The sequence below is a fragment of the Lewinellaceae bacterium genome (assembly GCA_020636105.1).
In the GTDB taxonomy this organism is placed as follows: domain Bacteria; phylum Bacteroidota; class Bacteroidia; order Chitinophagales; family Saprospiraceae; genus BCD1.
In genome coordinates, this window is record JACJYL010000002.1 from 1129750 (window position 1) to 1150117 (window position 20368).

The window sequence follows — 20368 nt, forward strand, 5'->3', positions numbered from 1 at the left end:
TAATATGATTTGAGTTTGATTTCTTTTTTAATTTGAGATACCAGATTCCGGAGGCGAAGATCCCTCATTCCTGTCTCCCAAATTACCAACTGCACATACGGGCTTCATTTTTTGGAGCGATTTTTTGTAAGAATTGATCTTTGGTCTATCTTGGGTGGCATTTCCGTGCAAAACCATTTTTCCTCAATTACAAATCATAAAAATGCAATCATTCTACACTTCAATTAAAACGGCATTGTTCGTCCTGCTGGCCGTACAACTCAGTGCACAAATTTCTTTTACCAACCGGAACGACCTGCTCACCAACAGCAATTTTCACAGTGGTGTGGGGATCGCTGTACTGGACATGAATAACGACGGACTCGATGACATCGCCCGTATGGATAACGGGCATACGGTTGAAATCCAGCACCAGCTTCCCGGAGGAAATGGTTTTTCCAGTTTGTCGGTCATGACGGTAAACGGCGGCAGCCAGTGGAGCATGTGTGCCGGTGATGTGGACAATAACGGCTACAACGATATCCTGGCCGGCGGGTATTACGACAAAATCAAAATACTTAGCGCCAATGACGATGGTACGGCTTATACCAACCAGTTTGCGCCCGGAGCCAATATTTTCGCACAGTGCTCCAATATGGCCGACATCAACAATGATGGCTTTCTCGATCTTTTTGTTTGTCACGATGACGGGGAAAGCCGCATTTGGGCCAATAATGGAGATGGAACTTTTTCCGAAGCAGACTACTGGATCGATATGACGACTACTCCTGCTTCCGACAATTCCGGGAACTACGGCAGCATCTGGACCGATTTTGATAATGATGGCGACATCGATCTGTACATTGCCAAATGCCGGGGTGGTGTAAGCGACCCTACGGACCCGCGTCGTATCAACGCCCTTTTTGTGAACGACGGCAACAATAATTATACCGAGGCCGCTGAAACATACGGTCTCAAGATCGGTGCCCAATCCTGGACGGCGGACTTCAATGATATTGACAATGACGGTGACCTCGACTGTTTTGTCACCAACCACGATGTATCCAATATGCTGCTGGAAAATGACGGTACCGGCCATTTTACAGACATCTCCGTAACGGCAGGTATCAATGGTACAGGGGGATTTCCCATTCAGGGGGTCATGCGTGATTTTGACAACGATGGCTTTGTGGATATTATGATCGCCGGAGGTTCTCATCAATTGTATCGCAACAACGGGGACAAGACTTTTTCCCTCGTCAATGGATTATTCGATAATAACGACATGGAATCCTACGGCATCGGGGATCTGAACAATGACGGTTACCTCGACATTTATGGCGGTTATGCCCAAATTTATACCAACCCTTCCAATATTGATGATGTGTTGTGGATCAATAACGGTGGCGACAATCATTACCTTTCGGTTCATCTTTCAGGCAACCAAAGCAATAAAAGCGGGGTAGGTTCCCGTGTGGAAATCTACGGCAACTGGGGAATCCAGGTGCGTGAAGTAAGATCAGGGGAAAGCTACGGCATTCAAAATTCCATGAATTGCCATTTCGGGCTCGGGCAAAACGACATGATCGATTCCCTGATCGTGCGCTGGCCTTCAGGAATTGTCGATAAATTTGAAAATGTGGAAGCGAACCAGCTGATCACCGTAAATGAGAACAATTGCATCAGCCCCAATGCAGAACTGACGGTGGATGGATCAACCACCATTTGTCCGGGGGACAGCACCACCCTGGTGGCTCCGGAAGGATTTTTCTACAGTTGGTCCACCGGCGATACCACCCAGACGATCAATGTGACCGACCAGGGAAGTTATAATGTGACCATCGACGACGGTTCCGGGTGTAAAGGCATTTCTGCTGTCATCAACATCCTTGTCAATCCGGAAATCACCCCTACCATTGCCATGGAAGGAGACCAAACCCTCTGCCAGGGAGAAACCATTACCCTTACTGCCTCAGAAGCAGAAAGTTATTTATGGTCCAACGGTGAAACCACCCAATCTATCGAAGTATCGGGAGAAGATAGTTATCATGTTACGGTTCCAGGGTTATGTCAGGATTTCACCTCTCCGGACTTCTATCCCGGGGTAACGGTTTTATATCCTGAGGTTCCTGAAGTGGAAAATGACACGCTTTATGAAATAGGTTCTGCCACATTGACCGCCGTTGGAGACAGCCTTAACTGGTTTGATGCCCTCGGCAATCTGGTCGGTACTGAGAATACCTTTGAAACTCCTGAGCTATTGGAAACCACGTCTTACTTCGTGACCAACACCCAGACCTTTGAATCCAGCTTCTTTACAGGAATGGAAGCCCCCAATGCCAGCACCCCATACAGTGGTGGCCAATACAACGGTGAAACGATTTTTGATGCTTTAGAACCTTTCGTCCTCAGAAACGTAACCGTTTATACCGATACCCCGGGGGAACGGATCATTGAACTGCGTAACAGCAACGGCGACGTGTTGCAATCCCTCAGTTTCATTGCTGTAGAAGGTGAGCAGATCGTTTCTTTGAATTTTGAAGTACCTGCCGGAGAAGACATGGTTCTTACTACCAATACAGAAAAAAACCTGGAAATCTTCGGCACCAATTCCCCCAGATTTCAAAGAAGTAATATGGGGGTTGCTTATCCTTATATTGTAGATGAAGTATTGAGTATCAAAAACTCCAACCTGGGCATCGAATACTACTACTATTTCTTCAACTGGGAAATCAAAACCATTGGAAAAATATGCTCCAGCGACGCCGTGGAGGTTACGGTCGAACTCATTTTGACGGCCACCAATGAAGTAAATGCGCAGGGAAGCCTCACGGTTTCCCCCAATCCTTCCACCGGGCAGTTCACCATTCAGCTAAAAGAAATACCACAGCAAGGTGACGTAATACATATTTACAACTTTGCAGGGGCCTTGGTACAGACCACCACTGTGCGCGATCAATCACTCTCGCAGAAAGTTTCCATAAGGAACCCCACCAGCGGCTTTTACCTGGTGGAAGTCGTAAGTGGTAATAAAATTTATACTGGAAAAGTGGTCATTGAATAAGCATTGAATACCTTAAAAGGAATTAGCTGCTAATAAAAATGCTGCGAGATACGGGTTGCGGATGGAAAATCCGCAACCCGTATTATTTAAAAAAATAATGCTCGTCACGACATCCTGTCGGCAACGGTAAAGGTGGCGGACTCCTGTCCTCCAGGAAAATACTCAAGGTTGGATCAGAAAACAATCCTCCGTGAAATAACCCCATGATCGGTTTCCACCCTGATCACAAAAAGGCCTTTACCCTCCAAATGGATCTGGCGCCGATTCCCTTCAAAAAATCTCACCCGTTGTCCGGCCAGGTTGAATACTTCCACTTTCAATACCCGCACCTCGTTTGGAAGATCAAACAATACCGTGCCTTCTGCAGCCGGGTTTGGGTAAAGCAAAAAATCATTGGTCGAAGGTTCGTTCACGGCCACATATTCCGGGATAAGAATATTGGACAACAGTTGTTCTTTCACCACCACCGGCAGACGATCGGCATTAAGGAACATGCCTTTGAACAATTCGATCTCGGGGGTACTCACTGCAAACAACTCACTCACCCATCTTGGAGGCAGCGTTTGGTAATGCACTTTCGCTCTTACCTTAACAATGCCATTGTATCCGTTTAAAGGAACGTGATAATGAATGATGTCTTTTCCCGTGCCTTCTACTCCCAGGTCATTCCTGTTAAAATCAGGATCGATTAAGGCTGTTCCGGCAATCACCGTGGTATCATAAACCACATCATCCGTGGTAAATCCAAGGGGCGGCAGACGATTGTCCTTGGCCGGGGTATTGGCCCGCTCCAGGATGGTGGTAAAATTGCCATTTACATCTACAGGCACTAACTGGTAAATTTGCACCTGATCTTCCTGGTTGATGACATTATAATGGGGTTCATAATTCGGATCCTGCCCCACTATTTCATAATTTTCACCCATTTTCCCGGAATGAAAAAGGGTATCTCCAGCTTCAGAAATCATAAAAAATTCGACATAAGCACGGCGACTCGGATATCCGGAAGGAAATTTGTGTCCCGCTTTATTGGTGAGCTCAAGGTTGAAAAAGGCCGTATCATTCTGAGCTTCTACAAAACTCAGCGAAATGTCCAGTGATTTTGATTTGAGCATCGTAAACGTCTTGGCAATCGTCTCATTGAAAGCCGACAATTTGGCGTCAAGTCCCAGGGTATCCCGGTTATTTTTCATCAACTGCAACATAAAAGTATTGGCCCCGGTAAGTTCGTGAAGGCCGAAAGGAACCCTGCCTTCAATTTTCATATTGTCGGAAGAAATGATCACGGGTTCCTCCAGTCGTGGCATATGACAACCCTGGCAGGTGATGTTCTCATCATTATATGTTGAATTGAGCCATTCGTGGTAAGTGGCCTGTTCCACAAACTCATTGCCGGTAGGCTGTCCTTCCAGATCAACAGAATGAGTGATCAGCGTATGGCAGGAAGCACAAACTCCCGCATCATTGATGTGGGGGCCATAAGTTGGCGTGAACCCCGTATAGAGTTGCATGGGGGCTTGAAAAGGACCGGGATAAGGCCCGTATAACACCCTCGCCGTATCAAAAACCATAAACCCGCTATTGTGCTCGCCAATATCCGTGGAACTCAACTTATGGCAAACCGCGCAGGAAACGCCGTCAAGGGCAATGGTATCGGTCAGCATTTCTGCAATAGTATAGTGTTCGGCACCGGCGTACATGGCATTGTAGTGACCCATTGGCGCATGGCAACTGGTACATACCGTTTCCAAAGCATCTGCATGACCAGGGTTGATGAGCGTTTCATGACTTACCTTGGCCCGCCAAAACGGATCTTTGGCAGACATTCCCATCATGGTCGGACGCCAATCGTCATAAATATTCACATCGTTCCCGAAAAAATCCACCAGTGCATTTCCATTGGGATCAAAACCATGACAAGCCACACAATCAGAAGCTGTCGGAAATATTTTTGTGCTGTCCACATTAGGAGGCGGGGGTGAAAAAAAACCGGCATGACCAACAGGCATCTTCAGCTTTTTACCCATTACATAATCCGCTTCGCCATTATTTTTAATCGACAAAAACAAAATGGCAAAAACCAAAATGGTTAAAGTGTATTTCAAGGAAAGTTTAAAGTTCATGTGTTTATGTTTTTTTCGTTGCTAACTTCTTACTTCAATGGGAACGGTCTGCCTCCATCTCATTCAATCTCATTCAATTTCTCTTCAATCATAAATTTATTATATTTTTGTCCTTTATTTTTAAAAAACCATGACAATATTTGTCAGCCATCATCGTAAACAGAACTATGGAAAAACTCGACGCACTTAACCAGGTAGCAGCCTTTCACCGGACCTTTAAACATCCCGTCGAACCCAACCCCATCATTCCTTCCGAAAAACGCTGCAACCTGCGTGTGGCTCTGCTCTCGGAGGAGCTCAACGAACTCAAAAAAGCCATTGAAGATAAAGATCTTGTGGAGATCGCCGATGCCCTTTGTGATCTCCAGTATGTTTTGTCCGGTGCCGTACTCGAATTCGGCCTCGGGGAAAAATTCAAGGCCCTTTTCGACGAAGTTCAGCGTTCCAACATGAGCAAAACATGCCATACCCTTGAGGAGGCCGAAGCTACACAAAAACATTACAAAGCAACGAGAGGATTTGAAAGTTTTATCGAAAAATCCGGGGATCACTACCTCGTTTATCGCAAGGAAGATCGTAAGACTTTAAAATCCATCAACTACTCGCCTGCGGACCTGGAAAAGATTCTGGGGGAATAACGGTGGACGGTGGACGGGAGACGGGAGACGAGGGGCCGTTATTTTAGATGATTGATCAGGAGTTTTGCGGCATCTTTCCAGGAATAATGGTTGTTTTTGGCAAGCCGGGCTGCATTTTCTCCCAGCCATGATAATTTTTTTAAATCTTTCGCCAACACATTTAATTCCTGCACCAATTGGGGGATGGTTTCGAAAACAAGTCCATTTTGACCTTCAATGACGTGATTGCCTGCATTGCCCCCCTTCATCACAAGTAAAGGAAGACCGGTGGCTGCGGCTTCCTGCAGTGCCATGCCGTAAGTTTCCATGAAAGCCGTTGAAATAAAAAGGTTTGCCTCCCAATACAATGCCCGGATTTCCTGCGGAGTTTTGGCTCCTTCATAAAAAACCTTGCCTCCAAGGTTGGGCTCGCTTTCCATAAAGTCCATACACTTTTTTGCGTAACCAGGCTCCATAGCTGCACTGCCGGCGATGGTCAACGAAAAATCAAAACCAGGTTCATGAACAGCGAGGGCCTCCAAAAAAGGGAATATTCCTTTTCTTTCCTGCAGGTTCGCCACCATTAAAGCCCGGATGGATTTAACTTGTCGTTTTGGCGTTTCAAGCTCAAATAGAAGGGCTGGCTCGATCACCAGGATGTCCTGATCCCCTAAATTTTTTCCCCGGAGATATGCCGCTGTAAAAGGGCTACTTACCAAAAAACCGTCAAATTGCTCCAACAACCGGCGTTCCTCCTGCTCAAACCATTGCGCAGATGAAAAGCCTTCAGGAGGATAAAGACTTTCGAGATGATGAACGATAAGCCAATTGCTGGCAGAAGAATCGAGATATTCCAGCCGACCCAGGAAAAGGCTGTCCCAAAAGACAGTGCCTTTATTTCCTGTAGTTAGTTTTTCCGGTTCCGTCAGAGAACAAGCCACCCCTTCTTCCTTCAAAGCTTCGATGAGGAAAGCATTGTACAAATTCCCCCCGGAATGGAAGGACGCCGGTGGTGGCACCACAAAAGTCAACGAATGATCCTTATGATTCATAAGCTGCCCAGGCCACATGAGATTCCCCTAAAGTGACTTTTATTTTACCAGAAAAGAATTCAATAACCCCTTCTGTCACCTTGTCGTGAATATATTTGGCCAAAAATTCCGTTGTGGTCAGTTGTCCTTTAAACTGGGGCAACTCATCCAGATTCTGATAATTCAGTGGCGTCAGCACTTCCTTCAGCACCTCATGAGCGAGGGCTATATCAATGACTACAGCCATTTCGTTCAGTGCTTCCGCAAAAAAACTTACATCCACCACATAAGTGGCTCCATGCATCTTTTGAGCCGGGCCGAACCCCGGGTGGGCAAATGAATGGGCAATCATGATATGTTGCCTGATTTTTATACTGTACATATTGCGTGTTGCTGGTTACTGGTTACTGGTTGCTCGTTACTGGTTGCTGGTTACTGGTTTGGTTGGCGGAGGTGACATCTTCGTGCAGGGTAGAGCGGGCAGGCAAAAGGTGTCATCTCGGCGGGCAAATCAATACTTCAAACAACAGCCCAATCCTTCAAATGTACCGCTTCTCAATTGTTTGAAAAATGCAGGAGCATGATCAAAAGCAATCACATCCGATATATGCTGATCAAAATCGGAAGATTGCAGCAATTTAAAAACCGTCTCCTTCCGTCGTTTATAATCCCAGCGTGCGCGCCGGCTCGCCGGGATTTGAGATACCTGTGAACTGATGATCTGTTTCCTTTGATAATGAAAATCTCCTCCCAGGTGGAGCACGACTTCTTTTGTGCCATACCAACTCAATTCCACCACTTTCCCTTCCCTTCCGACCGACTCAATGCATTGCTGCAAAGCAGCTCCGCTGGAGGTTGTATTAAAAGCTAAATCAAACTCCTGCATGGAAATATCTTCCACTATGTCAAATCCCATGCTTTTGCCCAACAACCTCTTTTTTTCATCCTTTTCCAGCACTACCAGATCCACCGCCGGTATCATGGCAATCACTCTGGACAGCAAGGCCCCTATCATTCCAAAACCGGCTACCAGCACCTTGTCACCGACGTTCAGCCCGGCATCCCAAATCGCATTCACTACCGTTTCCAAATTGCTGGCCAGGGTAGCCCTTTTTGCAGGCACTCCTTCCGGAATGACAAAAACAGCGGTTTCATCCACCAGGCAACCGCTCTGGTGCGGATGCAGTATATGCACCATTTTTCCCTTATACGGTCCTGCTGTCGTCACCTCTCCGACCAGGGAATAACCATATTTCACCGGAAAGGAAAAATCCCCTCTCATATAGGGCACCTTCATCGCTTGCCGGGCCGAGTCCGGCACTTCTCCTTTGGCGACAAGTCTTTCTGTACCCGTGCTGATGAGAGAATACAAACTTTCCACCTCTAACATTCCTTCAGCCACCCTCTTTTTTTTCTCCTGCCGGAGTGCTGAGTGGTGTGCCGACTCGTGCCATAAGGATGATATCATATATTTTTGATTTAAAAAAAGCCATCTAACTTTTTTAAACAATTCTTAATCCTGATTGAAGAATAGTGCCAAAGCAGTAATCTCTCCATCAAACAAGGCATCCGGCAAACATGATGGCATCCCCCATTTTCCAAAAGCGGAAAGACTCGAATTGCAACCCGTCGGCGACCTGTTCTATATGGGGAAGGTTAATGGCCTGTATGCCCGACCCAAATAACATGGGAGCCAGGTGTAGCTGAAGCACATCCACTTTTTTGTCCTTTATAAAATTAGAAGTTGTCCGGGGGCCCCCTTCAATGTAAACACCATAAATACCTCGGGAAAACAAAAAACGTAAAATGGCCTCTGAATCGATTTGCTGCGCTCCGGTATCCATTTTAAAATAATCGATCCCTTCAGGGAAGGAACAGTCCTCCCGACCGATCACTGTTATCCTATCCGGGCAGGCTTTGAACAGGCTTGAAAAATCCTCACACGAATGCCCCAGAATGACACGGTGCGGATCTTTTCCCGGCACCAGGCGTACGGTCAGCCGGGGCTGATCGAGCTTGACGGTTCCACTCCCCACCATTATCGCGTCACATAAAGCCCGCATTCGGTGGGCGTGGATGAGGTTTTCTTCATTACCGATCCACCTGGAATGACCGCTGGTGGTGGCGATCTTACCGTCGAGGGTTTGTGCGAAATGAGCTACCGTGACCGCTCTTTCACTGGAAATGGCCAATAATTTAAAAAAGCAGAATGGGAGATAGATTTGCAGGAACTTCAGATGCTTCTTTTTCAAAAGCCCTTTCTGCTTCACTTCGATCTCAAAATGGCTCTCCATCGAAAAGACGGTGCTTTTGCCGGCATCCAAAGCAGATTGTTCATCCATCAGGACGAGTATTGAGCGGTTTTTTTTATCAATTCGTTGAAGATGATTAATGGAAACATCCCCATCCATAAGTATATGACAAAAAGCGATTTTTCCTTCATAGGAATCTATGAGTGATTTTAACTCAAGTAGCTTTAGCCATAACTTGTCCTTCATAAACGGAAGAAAGTTTATTCCCTTTTGTCCAAATGATATTAAGGTTACCTACAACCGTAAGGCAGGCGTTCAACAGATTTTACAATTTGAACAAATGCCCCATCTCATCCTGCTTGGTTTTCAGATAACCCCAATTATCCTCATTGGGCTGGATGATGATCGGTATTCGGTCGGTAACGGTAACAGGCCCTTTTTCGAAAGCTTCGATTTTTTCAGGGTTATTGGTCAACAGTTTAATTTCGAAAATACCAAGGGAAACGAGCATTTCAACAGCAATATCGTATTGGCGGGCATCGCGCTCCAGGCCAAGATGAAGATTGGCATCTACCGTATTGAATCCTTTATCCTGGAGATTGTAAGCCTTTAATTTATTGATGATTCCAATCCCGCGGCCCTCCTGTCTCAAATAAAGAACGATCCCCCCCTGCTCAGCAGTCATTTTCAAAGCCATGGTCAGTTGCTCTCCGCAATCGCAGCGTTTTGAACCAAAAAGATCCCCTGTGATACACTCGGAATGTACCCTGGTCAGCACAGGGCCCGCCGTAATATCACAGGATTTATGAACCAAAGCCAAATGTGGCATCCACTCTTCCTCTTTCTCTGCAAACGCGATCATATTGAATTCCCCCCACGGAGTAGGAATAATGGCTTCTGCCTGTTTTTTCATCAACTGTTTATTTAAAAAAGGAGACTAATCCTTTTATTTGTTAATGCCAAAACCAATTAAATGGTTTATGTTCTCATGCATGAATGTACAACATACAAGAGTAAATTGTTTTATTCCACCAGGATTTTGGTAATAAAATTGGCAAGCTCTTGCTGCAAATTTAATAAATTCCTCCCAAAGAATTTTATTAACCTGCAATTCCCTTAAAAATCCATCCTGTTTTTAGCAATATTCATTCTCACCCCTGCACCGAAGTAAAGCAGGTTTTGATCCAGGTTATTGTTCTCACTGTTTTTATTGCGATAAAACATTTGCGCATCCAGGAAAATATTATGCCTCACCATATAACTTACCTCAAAACCTGCCAACAGAGACCGGGCTTTTACCCCTTGTCCTAATTCATTGCCATAATCCCGTACCCTTGACTCGTAGGAAAGCAAAATGTTGTTTCCCCAGTTTTCGTCAGGGGTGTCTTCTCCATAGTTGGAGCCTATAACCCTGCCTTCCAGCAACCATTTGCTGTTGAGCCGGTATCTCCCCAACAAAATCCATTCCCGAAAGTTCGCTCCAAGGGGATGGGCCAATGGCTGGTCGTAATGGGTATAAGTAGCCGAATTATCCCTGAAAGTATAGGTATAAGGCTGTACTGAATTGTATTCCGCCTGGAGATCAAAATGGTCTATTCCGAACACGTCATAATACTTAAGGCCCAATTGAATACCATATTTATTAGCCCACCAACCGTTGCGATCTATAAACAATTCATTGAATTTAAATTCGTCGAGCATTAATTGACCATACAACTGGAAACGATGCAAAAAGTTCCACTTCGCATTCAGACCAATCAGGATATTGTCCGGGCTGCCGATACTGTGTTCCACCAAGCGGTAAAGGATCACCGGGTTGAGATACTGGAACTCAAAGTGGTTCGTCCGGCTAAAAATAACTGTTTCATAGAAACCCAACTCCAGATTTGGCAGCAGCCGAAAACTGAGGTAATGGGCTGCCATGTATTTTTTATTGACCAAAGTGCCTCCTGGAACAGACTTATGGGTCCCTGCCGTCAATTCTGCAAAAATATTCTGGTAATGAAATTTCCACACCTTCCAGTTGATTTTGAGGTACAGGAAATTATTGGAAAAATCAGACAGGAGAAGCGAGCGGTAACCGTTCCCGATAAAATGTTTCCCGTATCCGAATTGCATCCCTACATGACGGGTAATATTGTATCCGAGATATCCTTGCCCGTTTAAATAATCGTGGCCGTTTTCCACATCAAACAATCTGCTCTGATAAGGCTTCACAAATCCCTGGCCCGGGATGTATTTGTAACGATCAAACCGATCATTGACGTAATCGGGAAAACCTGCCTGGGTTTCCTGTATATTCATAAAAAAATACAAGCGGTCATCTACTCCCCCCCTGACTTGCAGTCCCCTCATGTTCATAAAATACAACCGATCTTCACTTTTGGAAACATTGAGATCCAACAAGGGATTCACCCTGATGTGAAAGTATTTGTCATTGATATCAAAAAAATTGGCGGGTGTCTGGTAGAAATACTTAAAAATTGGACGCCGGCTGAGGACAAACCTGGGGTCCGCCAGACTCGCTTCCATCTGCGTGGTGCCCCCCTGGGAAGTGGTTTCTTTTGTGCCCAGCAAAGTGGTCGCAAATTGACCGATGCCGAGCCATTCGTTGTTATCGAGAAAGAGATAAAGCAGATCACTTTCGTCGAGGGAGGAACGCTTAAAATCAGCCGAATCCAACCTCAGCGCATACCGGATCGCATCGCTTCTGTTCCACCCTTTGACGGCGGCATGATAGGGCGCTTTTATGCCCGTTTTTACCTCAAGCCGGTCCAGGATATGGTAGGCTTCGTTGCCCAACGGAATCAGGCTTCCCTGACCACAAAGTAATCCGGAAAACGAAATCGACAAAAGAAAGGTTAACAGTTTGTTCATCAATATTCATTTTGAGGAACAAAGGTAGGGAAATTGTCATTGTTTTGTACCTTAGCGAACTTCGACAGAGGACTCCTTAAAAAGAATATTAGACACAAATCTCACAAAACTAAAGAGATAAGTTTTTAATTTTCAAACCTTTAGGTGCACTATCGGAGCGCAACAAAGGAACGATCAATAAATACAGCTGCCATGAAAGCATTTTTTCTCGTAAAAAACGGAAGTCCTGAAGTGGCTTTTGAATTGAGGGACCTCAAATTGCCAAAACCAGGAAACCTGGAAGTAAGCATTGAAGTCGAAGGATTCGGTTTGAATTTTGCGGATGTAACGGCACGGCTGGGCCTTTACCGCGACTGCCCGCCTCTGCCGGCAGTAGTGGGTTATGAAGTAGTAGGCCGAATAACTGAAACGGGAGCCGATGTAAAAAATGTCAAAACAGGAGATCGGGTTATTGCCTTCACCCGTTTCGGCGGATATGCCACTCATGTGGTGACCGATGCCCGGGGCGTAGCCAAAATAGGAGAAGAATATCCTGTCGGAAAAGCTCTTGCCCTCGGGGTTCAATATACTACCGCGTATTTTTCGGCAGAGATCGCCTCCAGTGTTTATCCGGGAGAAAAAGTGCTCATCCAGGCCGCTGCCGGAGGAGTGGGAACGGCCCTCGTGCAATTGTGCAAAACGAAAGGGTGCAAGATCTATGGAACAGCAGGGTCGGATGAAAAACTGGAATACCTGAAATTACATGGCGTGGATGTGCCCATCAATTACCGCACCCACGATTTCAGCCAGGTGATCGATGAAAAAATAGACGTGGTTTACGATTCCATCGGGGGCAGCACCTTCAAAAAGGGATTTAAGCTGCTGGGAGAAGGGGGACGAATGGTTTCCTATGGAGCCGCCTCTCAGCTGGAAGCCAGCAACTTTTTCGGCAAAGTTAAATTCGGCCTGTCTTTCGGTTTTTACCACCCGGTTCAGTTTATCATGAATTCAAAATCGCTCATTGGCGTAAACATGCTGCGCATAGCAGATCACAAAAAAGATTTACTGCAATATGCCATGGAGCAAGTCGCCCAACTGGCTGCGGAAGGGAAGATCGATCCTCATGTTGGAGGCCTCTATTCAGCAGATCAGCTGAATGAAGCGCACAGTGCCCTGGAAAACAGACTGACGATGGGGAAGATCGGGGTGGTTTGGTAGTGAAAGAGGAGAAAAGACAACATTTTATCTTTTTAATTGTTATTTTTGTATAAAATTGACGAAATACAAGATTAAATACAATGTTGCTAGAATTTAGATTTCAAAATTTCCGCTCCTTCCGGGATGAACAAAACTTCTCTATGCTGGCTGATGATCATAAAGATGAACAATTACAAAATACCTTTTATGACGATAGCAGCAAACTTTTGATCTTAAAATCTTCCATCATTTATGGTTCAAATGCCTCTGGAAAAAGCAACTTTATGAAGGCCATTCAGACATTTCGAATGATGATCCTGACTTCTGCCAATAATTCTCCCGGAGATTTTTTTGAAAAATACGAACCCTTTACTTTCAGCTTTGAATTTAATAAAGCACCCGTTCAATTTGAAGCCGATTTCTTAATTGAAGAAATAAAATACACCTATTCTTTCTCTTTTTCAGAGAGCAGGGTTGAACAAGAAAATCTGTATTATTATCCACAAAAAAGAAAGGCGCTGTTATTCAGCAGGGATCATCAAGATTTTGTTTTTGGAGATCATCTGAAGGGGCATAAATCCGTTGTAGCGGAATTAACCACAGAGAATCAACTTTTTTTATCTAAAGGAGCTCAAAATAATATTCCCCAATTAAAATCACTATATTCCTTTGTAAACCATGATTTTATGGCTATCCCATTCCTTGATTCATGGGTAGATAATTATTATTCGGATAGAATTGCAAAGGAATTGCTCAATGACAATAATGATGTCTTTATCCAAAATTTTAAAATATTGCTCCAGAGTTTTGACACGGGAATTATTGATTTCAGCGTAAAAGAAAGTGAGCTTCCGTGGGAGAAATATGAAATTTTTGCTGTGCATGATAATTTTGATGAAAATGATAATAATATCGGCTTTTCCGCTATGCCTTTGGCAGAGGAATCAACAGGCACTCAAAAATTATTTGTCCTTGGAGGCTTAGTCCTTAGGGCTTTAATGAATGGCCGCACCATTTTATTTGATGAGTTTGAAAGAAGCCTTCATCCTATTATCAGCCAATATATTATTCAATTATTTAACAATCCTGAAGTCAATACAAAAAACGCTCAACTAATTTTAGCGACACACGATACAAATCTATTAGGCAAAGAAAATAATTTACGGAGAGATCAAATCTGGATTGTAGAAAAGGATGAAAAAGGAAGATCTGAATTGTTTTCAGTTTCAGACATTGAAGGAATACGAAAAGATACTCCTTTTGAAAAGTGGTACTTATCAGGAAGATTCGGTGGAATTCCAGGAATTGAATCCCTTAATTTCAAACTAAATTTCCAAAACAACTTCAGCAAAATAAACGATTGATCTATGCCCCGGTCAAAAAGAAAAAAAAGAAAACTTATCCCTAGGATTCTTATAATGTGTGAAGGAGAAACGGAACGAAATTACTTCCAGGCGATAAAGGAGGATAAACAATTTAAAAGAAAACTTTCCGCATTAGTACCATATGTTGTCAAATCAAAACACCCTACTCCTGAAACAGTTGTACAAGAAGCGCTGAAAAAAGCAACCGAAGAAAAAATGCAAGGAAATGATTTTGAGAAAGTATGGGTAGTATTTGATCATGATAATTCTCCGAAAAGAAAAATTGCCTACAATGAAGCTTTGAAAAATAATTTTGACATTGCTTTTAGTGCAATTTCTTTTGAAGTATGGTTTCTAATTCATTTCCTTAAAACTTCCAAAAGTTTTAAAAATTCTAAAGAGGTTGTTGGATCCTTAAAAAAGTATTACCCAGAATACAAAAAAGCTTCAAATAATGATTTTGCTTTTTTAAAGAAATATCTTCAGACCGCTTTTAAAAATGCGGAATGGCTGCGAATTCAAAATTCTGCCTCACCACATCCAACAGATAGAACAATGTGGGTTGATGTAGATATACTCGTTCTAGAATTAATTACATAGTTTACAACAAAATCCCACAACCATCACAGGAAATGTCATTTTCAGAAATTTTGCTCCCACAATTGTAGCAAACAAGGGTTTTGGGTACCATATATTTAAATTCCGTCTTGCGATCCACCACCCTTTGATAGTCTCCTGAATCCACCCATTTATACAATTCTTTGGCGCGGTCGATGACCCACTGTTGTTCCCCGAACATGAGGCTGATGTATTTGATGGCCTTATTGTAATTGCCTGTATCAAAACCTTTAAACTGCCGGGCTTGTTTGGCAAAATGATTCGGATTAAAGGTGCCGTAATGCGTGGCGGGCAGTCCGGCTATTTTGGTGAGGGCTGATGTAGCGGCATCCACATTTTGACAAGCCAGTAAGCCAGCCCGGTCAGCCGTGTACTCCGCCATTCTTTTCCAGTTCATCAGGGCAATTTGCAAACCCATTGAAATAAGAGAACTCAATCCCAGGGTGACCCCGGAAAAAACATCACTCAACAAGGGTAGTACGGCCCCGATTTCATAATACAAAATATGCTTGCTCTTGATATGGCCGATTTCCCGTCCAATGATGAACATCATTTCTTCTTCAGAAAAACACTCAACACTTCCGTTGCTCAGGGATACAATGGGATGCTCCATGCCGGTGGTAAATCCCTGTAATTGATCATCACTTCGATAGATGTATACCTCCGGTTTCATGGTCAGGTACATGACCTCACAAACTTTTTCGAAAATGTCGAATAACCCGGGAAAACTTTCCGGAGTGACCTGAATATTGCTGCCCGTGATCTGGATGGTAAAGATCTTTTCAATGCCGTGCTCGTGGAACTTCCGGACCACCGTATCGATTCCACGGGTCGTCTGAAGCGCATCCAGGGCTTTTTTGTCGAGCGGATGCTCGTATTCACCGGGAGCGAGGTTGTGCAGGGTTTTGAATTCCATGTAGATGGATGTTTATATTTAGTTTCAGCAAGTTTCAAAGTGTAAAGATAAACAATCCCCGGCAACAAATTATTCGTGATCTTCCTCCCAGGCCCATAAAAAACGTGAGTTCATCCCGAATTTCATCTAATCAGATTAAATTCGGGATTTTTCTTTTACAAAAGAAATAAACCGCAAAATTTAGAAGTGTTTGGGTCGTGTGTTAGGTGTTTTGCGACAAAAAATGACTTTTTTCCAAAACCCAAACCTTTTGCCCACTCACTTTTACACCTGCCTTCCTGCGTCTGCAGGCAGGTTTTAAATTCCTTGTTTTACACCTGCCTTCCTGCGTCTGCAGGCAGGTTTTACATTTAAAAAATAATTCAAATAATCAAAAAATTTCTATTTCAGACAGTTTTTGAAAATTCGGGATGAACTCATGTTTGTCTTTTCCCTTTAGCCTTTTGTCTTTTCCCTTTAGCCTTTCTTAGGGTTTCATAAACTCTGCCGGGTCAACATACTCGCCGTTTTTGAGCACTTCGTAGTGCAGATGCGGGGCAGTAGAAGCGCCGGTATTGCCCACGGCTCCAATGATATCGCCTTTGTTGATCTTCTGACCATTTTTAACGTCAATTTTTGACAAATGGCAATAGGCGGTTTGGAATTCCTCATCGTGTTTGATGACAACCTTTAAACCATTGAGGCCATCAGTTTCAGCAAAGACAATAACGCCGGCACTGGTAGCTACAATAGCGGTTCCAATCGGCGCCTTGATATCAATACCGCGATGGAGCTTTTTCTCCTTGGAAAAAGGGTGTACTCTCATCCCATAATCACTGGTGACCTTAAAGTCTCCCTTCAACGGAGCGATACTCGGCGGGTCGTTTTGTATGGCTTGAGAAACAGAAATGCTAAAAAGCAAAGCAATGAGTGTAAGAACGGGTAATTTCTTCATGATCAGGTACTTATTTTTAATGGTTAACAATGTTTGACGTTCAATGGTCTCAAATTCGCCCTCCCCAAAATGACGAAAAGCGGCCTCCATGGCTTCGGGAAATGCCATGCCCATAGCCATGTTTTCTTCGGCCGCACAACATAAATGATCGAGTAATTCCTCCTGTAAGGGACGGTACTTTAGATGACTCTCTGAAAGCCTCTGCTCTACCAGGAGGGTCTGTAACGATGTTAGCTCTGACATTTTTCTGATTTTTTAATAATGGCTATCCCGTAATCGGGCTGATCTTTTTCGGACTGAGGATCAATTGCATCATTTTGACAAATTCCGCGAATTCCTGTACCTTAATGTTGGAGACCTGAGCACCTGAAGGCGTAAGGGAGTAATATTTTCGGACACGCTTTCCGATGCTCTCTTTTTCGGTGACCAGAAATCCTTCCGCTTCCAGTTTATGCAGTGTCGGATACAATGCCCCTTCTGTCAATTCAAGTTCACCATCAGTAAGCTCCCTGACGTGTCGGGTGATTTCATAACCGTACATGCGGCCGTTTTCTGCCAGGAGTTTTAATACGATGGTTTGTAAGGTGCCTTTGAGCAGTTCTTTTGATTGCATAATGCCTGTTTTATTATTACCTAAGACAAAGATACATAATATTCTTATGTATACAAATTTTTGACAAAAAAAATAACCGCAACTTATGTAAAGGAATCGCTGTGGGTACAAAATTTCTCTGTGACCACTGCGATTCCTTTGCGCACATTGCGGTTAAAAAAATTGAAAAAAGGTTACCTACTCCTATGGTCTTGTCTGTTTGCCAATAGAAATCATGTTGGCAAACAAACGAAACGCTCCCGGCACTCCTGCGGGCAATTCCCTGAAAAAGGAAAGTCCGGTATAGATGTAATATCCTTCGCCGTATTTAGCCACCAGCAAGCCTCCGTCTTTAGGATCTTCACCCGGATCGTTGGAAGACAGGATGGCGGTGTACTTTTCGTCCCATTTGTCGGGATAATAGAGGCCGTGTTCCTGGATCCAGCCTTTAAAGTCATCCGTAGTGATCTTGTTGGGGAAATTAAGCACTTCATGCTGCGGAGCAAGCAAGCGCATTTCAGCATCTTCCACCGTCACCCTGTCCCTTGACAATTCAAAAGGGTAAGGTCCCATTTCATTGGAAGGCACATTGGTACCCCGACTGGTATTGTACTGCACGATCAGGGTGCCCCCGTTTTTCACGTATTCGAGCAGTTTAGGATTTTGGAATTTTATCCGGTCATTGGTATTGTAGGCACGGATACCCACGATCACAGCATCAAATTTTTTGAGGTTTTCCGGCGTAATATCACCATCTTCCAGCATGGTCACATTATACCCAATTTGGTGCAAGGCGGTCGGCACCTTATCTCCGGCGCCCATGATGTATGCCACATTATCCCCGGCTTTCCGCAAATCGATGTGAACCACTTTGGCACTTGCGTCACGGAAGACAGTTTGAAGTGGAATATGATCGTAATCAATGGTAATTTTTTCCTTTGTATAGGCTTCTTCCCCAATACGCACCATGGGCAACAGGAAATCTTCGTTCTGCTCTTCCGGAGGCGTTACCATGAAGGTAAAGGTCTGTTCTTCTCCTTTCTGAGTCATTTGAAGCGGATAATTCAGCGGCTCCACCTTCCATTCTTTTCCATAACATAATTCTACCGTACCCTGGATATCGTTTTTACCTGCTTTGACGGTTACCTGTACCTTTTGGGGTTCATGCCCTCCAAAAATATACACTTCTTCATTCAGTTCGGCCGAAACGGGAGGCGTGATCTCAAATGGATTAAACACCTCGCCGGCTACGGGATCTCTAAATTTATAAACCACCGTTTCTTCAAATTCCAATGGGATACCATTAATCTTCAACACGTAAGCCATTTTAAAATTATGCGGTGTTTCCGGGAGTCCCCGCAACAGCTGGTCAGTCACCTTATAACGACCTAACGGTCCTTTTTCATTGAGCCAGTATGGATTGGTAAGCGGTATATCCAGCGGCAACGTGACGGTCTTTTCGAGTTTATTCTCTTTGTTATTTTCAAGCTTACGGTTGGCTTCCACTTCCGCATTCATTGGCAAAAAGGAAACAGATTCAAGCGTCACCTCAATCGGAGAACGATTGGTAAACTCCATGTTCACTTTCACCTCCTGACCCGGAGTAGCAGATTGTTCGCTGGTCACTGCCTCCACATAAAGTGCCAGACACGCCTTGATCACCTCCCGAATATCGTCGAGTTTTACCTTCTTCCAATAACTGTCGGGCAAAGCCTGGATGAGTGTTGCGGCTTTCACCAGTTGAGGAACGCTTTCATAAGGCTTGTCAAATTTAAAATCAGCCTCCACTCTGGCCAGTATCTCGCCTATCGGTCCGCCGTTTTTTAAACGGGTCCAGGTGGTATTGATGCCTTCGAAAAGGTCATTTCCTTTGGGCATGGCCCCTTTGAGCAACTCCAAATATTCATCTTCGGAACCCCGGTTTCCTGTATTTCCCATGCCCTGGCATTTATGCTGGCTACGGCTCAACGCAGCAATTTCATTATTGGATTTACCCAATATTGGGTAATAAACTCCGACATCCATGGAGATCAGGTTGGACTTATCCGATTTGTCAAAATTTTCCCGGCTGCCATAAAACCACCAGGAGGTATTCATAAAGATCCGGGTGGGTTGCCAGGCATTGATATAATTCAACTGTTCTGGGAAGGCGGTCGGATCTCCGGCAGCAGAAAATGCTTCCAGCCCGATGATGGCGGAAGCCGTATGATGTCCGTGAGTCGTCCCTGGCGTCCTGTGGTCAAATCGGTTGATAATGATATCCGGTTGCAGATTCCGTATGTTCCAGACGGCATCAGACAGGATTTCCTTTTTACCCCAGATATTAAAGGTTTCGTCCGGGTCTTTGGAATAGCCAAAATCATTGGCCCGGGTAAATCGCTGGTTCCCGCCATCGATCCTTCTGGCGGCAAGCAGTTCCTGGGTACGAAGCAACCCCAGCAGTTCTTCGATCTCCGTTCCGATCAGGTTTTGGCCCCCGTCCCCACGTGTCAGGGACATGTAAGTGGTTTCCGCCTTTCTGTAATTGACAAGCCAGGAGATCAACCGTGTATTTTCATCATCCGGATGCGCCGCGACGTAAAGTGCCGAGCCCAGGAAATTGAGTTTCTGAATGTCTGCATAAATTTCCGCTGAAGTCAATTTTTCAGGCATCTGGGCCTGGAGGTTCAGCAAAGCAGTAAATACGAAGAGTAAAGTTAAAAAGAAGGGTGTTCTGGTCATGTTAAACAAGTTTTTTAAGCATGCCTCCGGTCTGAAAACCGCTGGCCGTAATTAGTTACAAGGATTGAATAATTGGAAATCCAATCGCTGAATTTGTAATTTTA

At 44.4% G+C, this 20368-nt stretch carries 16 protein-coding genes; 5 read left to right on the forward strand and 11 right to left on the reverse strand.

Features of this window, described 5'->3' with window-relative positions; genetic code table 11:
* The first annotated feature begins 202 nt into the window (after positions 1–202).
* A complete protein-coding gene (locus tag H6571_21565) occupies positions 203–3043 on the forward strand; it encodes a VCBS repeat-containing protein (protein MCB9326342.1) in 2841 nt (946 codons plus the stop codon).
* 173 nt (positions 3044–3216) lie between these two features.
* Here H6571_21565 and H6571_21570 read toward each other — a convergent pair whose 3' ends face one another.
* A complete protein-coding gene (locus H6571_21570) occupies positions 3217–5166 on the reverse strand; it encodes a T9SS type A sorting domain-containing protein (GenBank protein MCB9326343.1) in 1950 nt (649 codons plus the stop codon).
* 167 nt (positions 5167–5333) lie between these two features.
* Here H6571_21570 and H6571_21575 point away from each other — a divergent pair, with 167 nt between their 5' ends.
* Positions 5334–5804, forward strand: coding sequence for a nucleoside triphosphate pyrophosphohydrolase family protein (locus H6571_21575; protein MCB9326344.1), 471 nt, complete (start codon positions 5334–5336; stop codon positions 5802–5804).
* 38 nt (positions 5805–5842) lie between these two features.
* Here H6571_21575 and H6571_21580 read toward each other — a convergent pair whose 3' ends face one another.
* The 6 genes from H6571_21580 to H6571_21605 form a co-directional block, all read right to left on the reverse strand.
* Positions 5843–6835, reverse strand: a complete 993-nt coding sequence (locus H6571_21580) for a glycosyltransferase family 4 protein (protein MCB9326345.1) — start codon at positions 6833–6835, stop codon at positions 5843–5845.
* On the reverse strand, positions 6825–7196 hold the full coding sequence (locus tag H6571_21585) for a 6-carboxytetrahydropterin synthase (protein MCB9326346.1): 372 nt from the start codon (positions 7194–7196) through the stop codon (positions 6825–6827). Before H6571_21585 ends, H6571_21580 begins: the two co-directional genes overlap by 11 nt.
* A 129-nt stretch (positions 7197–7325) precedes the next feature.
* Positions 7326–8282, reverse strand: coding sequence for a zinc-binding alcohol dehydrogenase (locus tag H6571_21590; protein ID MCB9326347.1), 957 nt, complete (start codon positions 8280–8282; stop codon positions 7326–7328).
* A gap of 88 nt (positions 8283–8370) precedes the next feature.
* Positions 8371–9312, reverse strand: coding sequence for a RibD family protein (locus tag H6571_21595; GenBank protein ID MCB9326348.1), 942 nt, complete (start codon positions 9310–9312; stop codon positions 8371–8373).
* Positions 9313–9391: 79 nt separating this feature from the next.
* Positions 9392–9982 carry a GTP cyclohydrolase II gene (ribA, locus tag H6571_21600; protein ID MCB9326349.1) on the reverse strand — a complete coding sequence of 197 codons (591 nt, stop codon included), beginning with the start codon at positions 9980–9982 and terminating at the stop codon, positions 9392–9394.
* Between the two features lie 200 nt (positions 9983–10182).
* Entirely contained in the window at positions 10183–11943 is a 1761-nt protein-coding gene (locus tag H6571_21605) for a hypothetical protein (GenBank protein MCB9326350.1), read from the reverse strand.
* A 192-nt stretch (positions 11944–12135) separates the two neighbouring features.
* Here H6571_21605 and H6571_21610 point away from each other — a divergent pair, with 192 nt between their 5' ends.
* The 3 genes from H6571_21610 (at position 12136) to H6571_21620 (ending at position 15083) form a co-directional block, all read left to right on the forward strand.
* Positions 12136–13140, forward strand: coding sequence for a zinc-binding dehydrogenase (locus tag H6571_21610; GenBank protein MCB9326351.1), 1005 nt, complete (start codon positions 12136–12138; stop codon positions 13138–13140).
* Between the two features lie 140 nt (positions 13141–13280).
* Entirely contained in the window at positions 13281–14483 is a 1203-nt protein-coding gene (locus H6571_21615) for an ATP-binding protein (protein MCB9326352.1), read from the forward strand.
* A gap of 3 nt (positions 14484–14486) precedes the next feature.
* Positions 14487–15083, forward strand: a complete 597-nt coding sequence (locus H6571_21620; GenBank protein ID MCB9326353.1) for an RloB domain-containing protein — start codon at positions 14487–14489, stop codon at positions 15081–15083.
* A 1-nt stretch (position 15084) separates the two neighbouring features.
* Here H6571_21620 and H6571_21625 read toward each other — a convergent pair whose 3' ends face one another.
* The 4 genes from H6571_21625 to H6571_21640 form a co-directional block, all read right to left on the reverse strand.
* Complete coding sequence (locus H6571_21625; GenBank protein ID MCB9326354.1) at positions 15085–16017, reverse strand: M48 family metallopeptidase; 933 nt, start codon at positions 16015–16017, stop codon at positions 15085–15087.
* Between the two features lie 466 nt (positions 16018–16483).
* Complete coding sequence (locus H6571_21630; GenBank protein MCB9326355.1) at positions 16484–17194, reverse strand: M23 family metallopeptidase; 711 nt, start codon at positions 17192–17194, stop codon at positions 16484–16486.
* A 22-nt stretch (positions 17195–17216) separates the two neighbouring features.
* Positions 17217–17564 carry a helix-turn-helix transcriptional regulator gene (locus H6571_21635; protein ID MCB9326356.1) on the reverse strand — a complete coding sequence of 116 codons (348 nt, stop codon included), beginning with the start codon at positions 17562–17564 and terminating at the stop codon, positions 17217–17219.
* Positions 17565–17747: 183 nt separating this feature from the next.
* The gene (locus tag H6571_21640) at positions 17748–20264 is read right to left on the reverse strand and encodes a PIG-L family deacetylase (protein MCB9326357.1); all 2517 of its coding nucleotides are present in this window, start codon (positions 20262–20264) and stop codon (positions 17748–17750) included.
* Positions 20265–20368 lie beyond the last annotated feature (104 nt).

Bases quoted from the DNA above. Each gene is read 5' to 3' on its own strand.
- H6571_21565 (MCB9326342.1), top strand. From the start codon at position 203: ATGCAATCATTCTACACTTCAATTAAAACGGCATTGTTCGTCCTGCTG.
- H6571_21570 (MCB9326343.1), bottom strand. From the start codon at position 5,166: ATGAACTTTAAACTTTCCTTGAAATACACTTTAACCATTTTGGTTTTT.
- H6571_21575 (MCB9326344.1), top strand. From the start codon at position 5,334: ATGGAAAAACTCGACGCACTTAACCAGGTAGCAGCCTTTCACCGGACC.
- H6571_21580 (MCB9326345.1), bottom strand. From the start codon at position 6,835: ATGAATCATAAGGATCATTCGTTGACTTTTGTGGTGCCACCACCGGCG.
- H6571_21585 (MCB9326346.1), bottom strand. From the start codon at position 7,196: ATGTACAGTATAAAAATCAGGCAACATATCATGATTGCCCATTCATTT.
- H6571_21590 (MCB9326347.1), bottom strand. From the start codon at position 8,282: ATGATATCATCCTTATGGCACGAGTCGGCACACCACTCAGCACTCCGG.
- H6571_21595 (MCB9326348.1), bottom strand. From the start codon at position 9,312: ATGAAGGACAAGTTATGGCTAAAGCTACTTGAGTTAAAATCACTCATA.
- H6571_21605 (MCB9326350.1), bottom strand. From the start codon at position 11,943: ATGAACAAACTGTTAACCTTTCTTTTGTCGATTTCGTTTTCCGGATTA.
- H6571_21610 (MCB9326351.1), top strand. From the start codon at position 12,136: ATGAAAGCATTTTTTCTCGTAAAAAACGGAAGTCCTGAAGTGGCTTTT.
- H6571_21615 (MCB9326352.1), top strand. From the start codon at position 13,281: ATGCTGGCTGATGATCATAAAGATGAACAATTACAAAATACCTTTTAT.
- H6571_21620 (MCB9326353.1), top strand. From the start codon at position 14,487: ATGCCCCGGTCAAAAAGAAAAAAAAGAAAACTTATCCCTAGGATTCTT.
- H6571_21625 (MCB9326354.1), bottom strand. From the start codon at position 16,017: ATGGAATTCAAAACCCTGCACAACCTCGCTCCCGGTGAATACGAGCAT.
- H6571_21630 (MCB9326355.1), bottom strand. From the start codon at position 17,194: ATGTCAGAGCTAACATCGTTACAGACCCTCCTGGTAGAGCAGAGGCTT.
- H6571_21635 (MCB9326356.1), bottom strand. From the start codon at position 17,564: ATGCAATCAAAAGAACTGCTCAAAGGCACCTTACAAACCATCGTATTA.
- H6571_21640 (MCB9326357.1), bottom strand. From the start codon at position 20,264: ATGACCAGAACACCCTTCTTTTTAACTTTACTCTTCGTATTTACTGCT.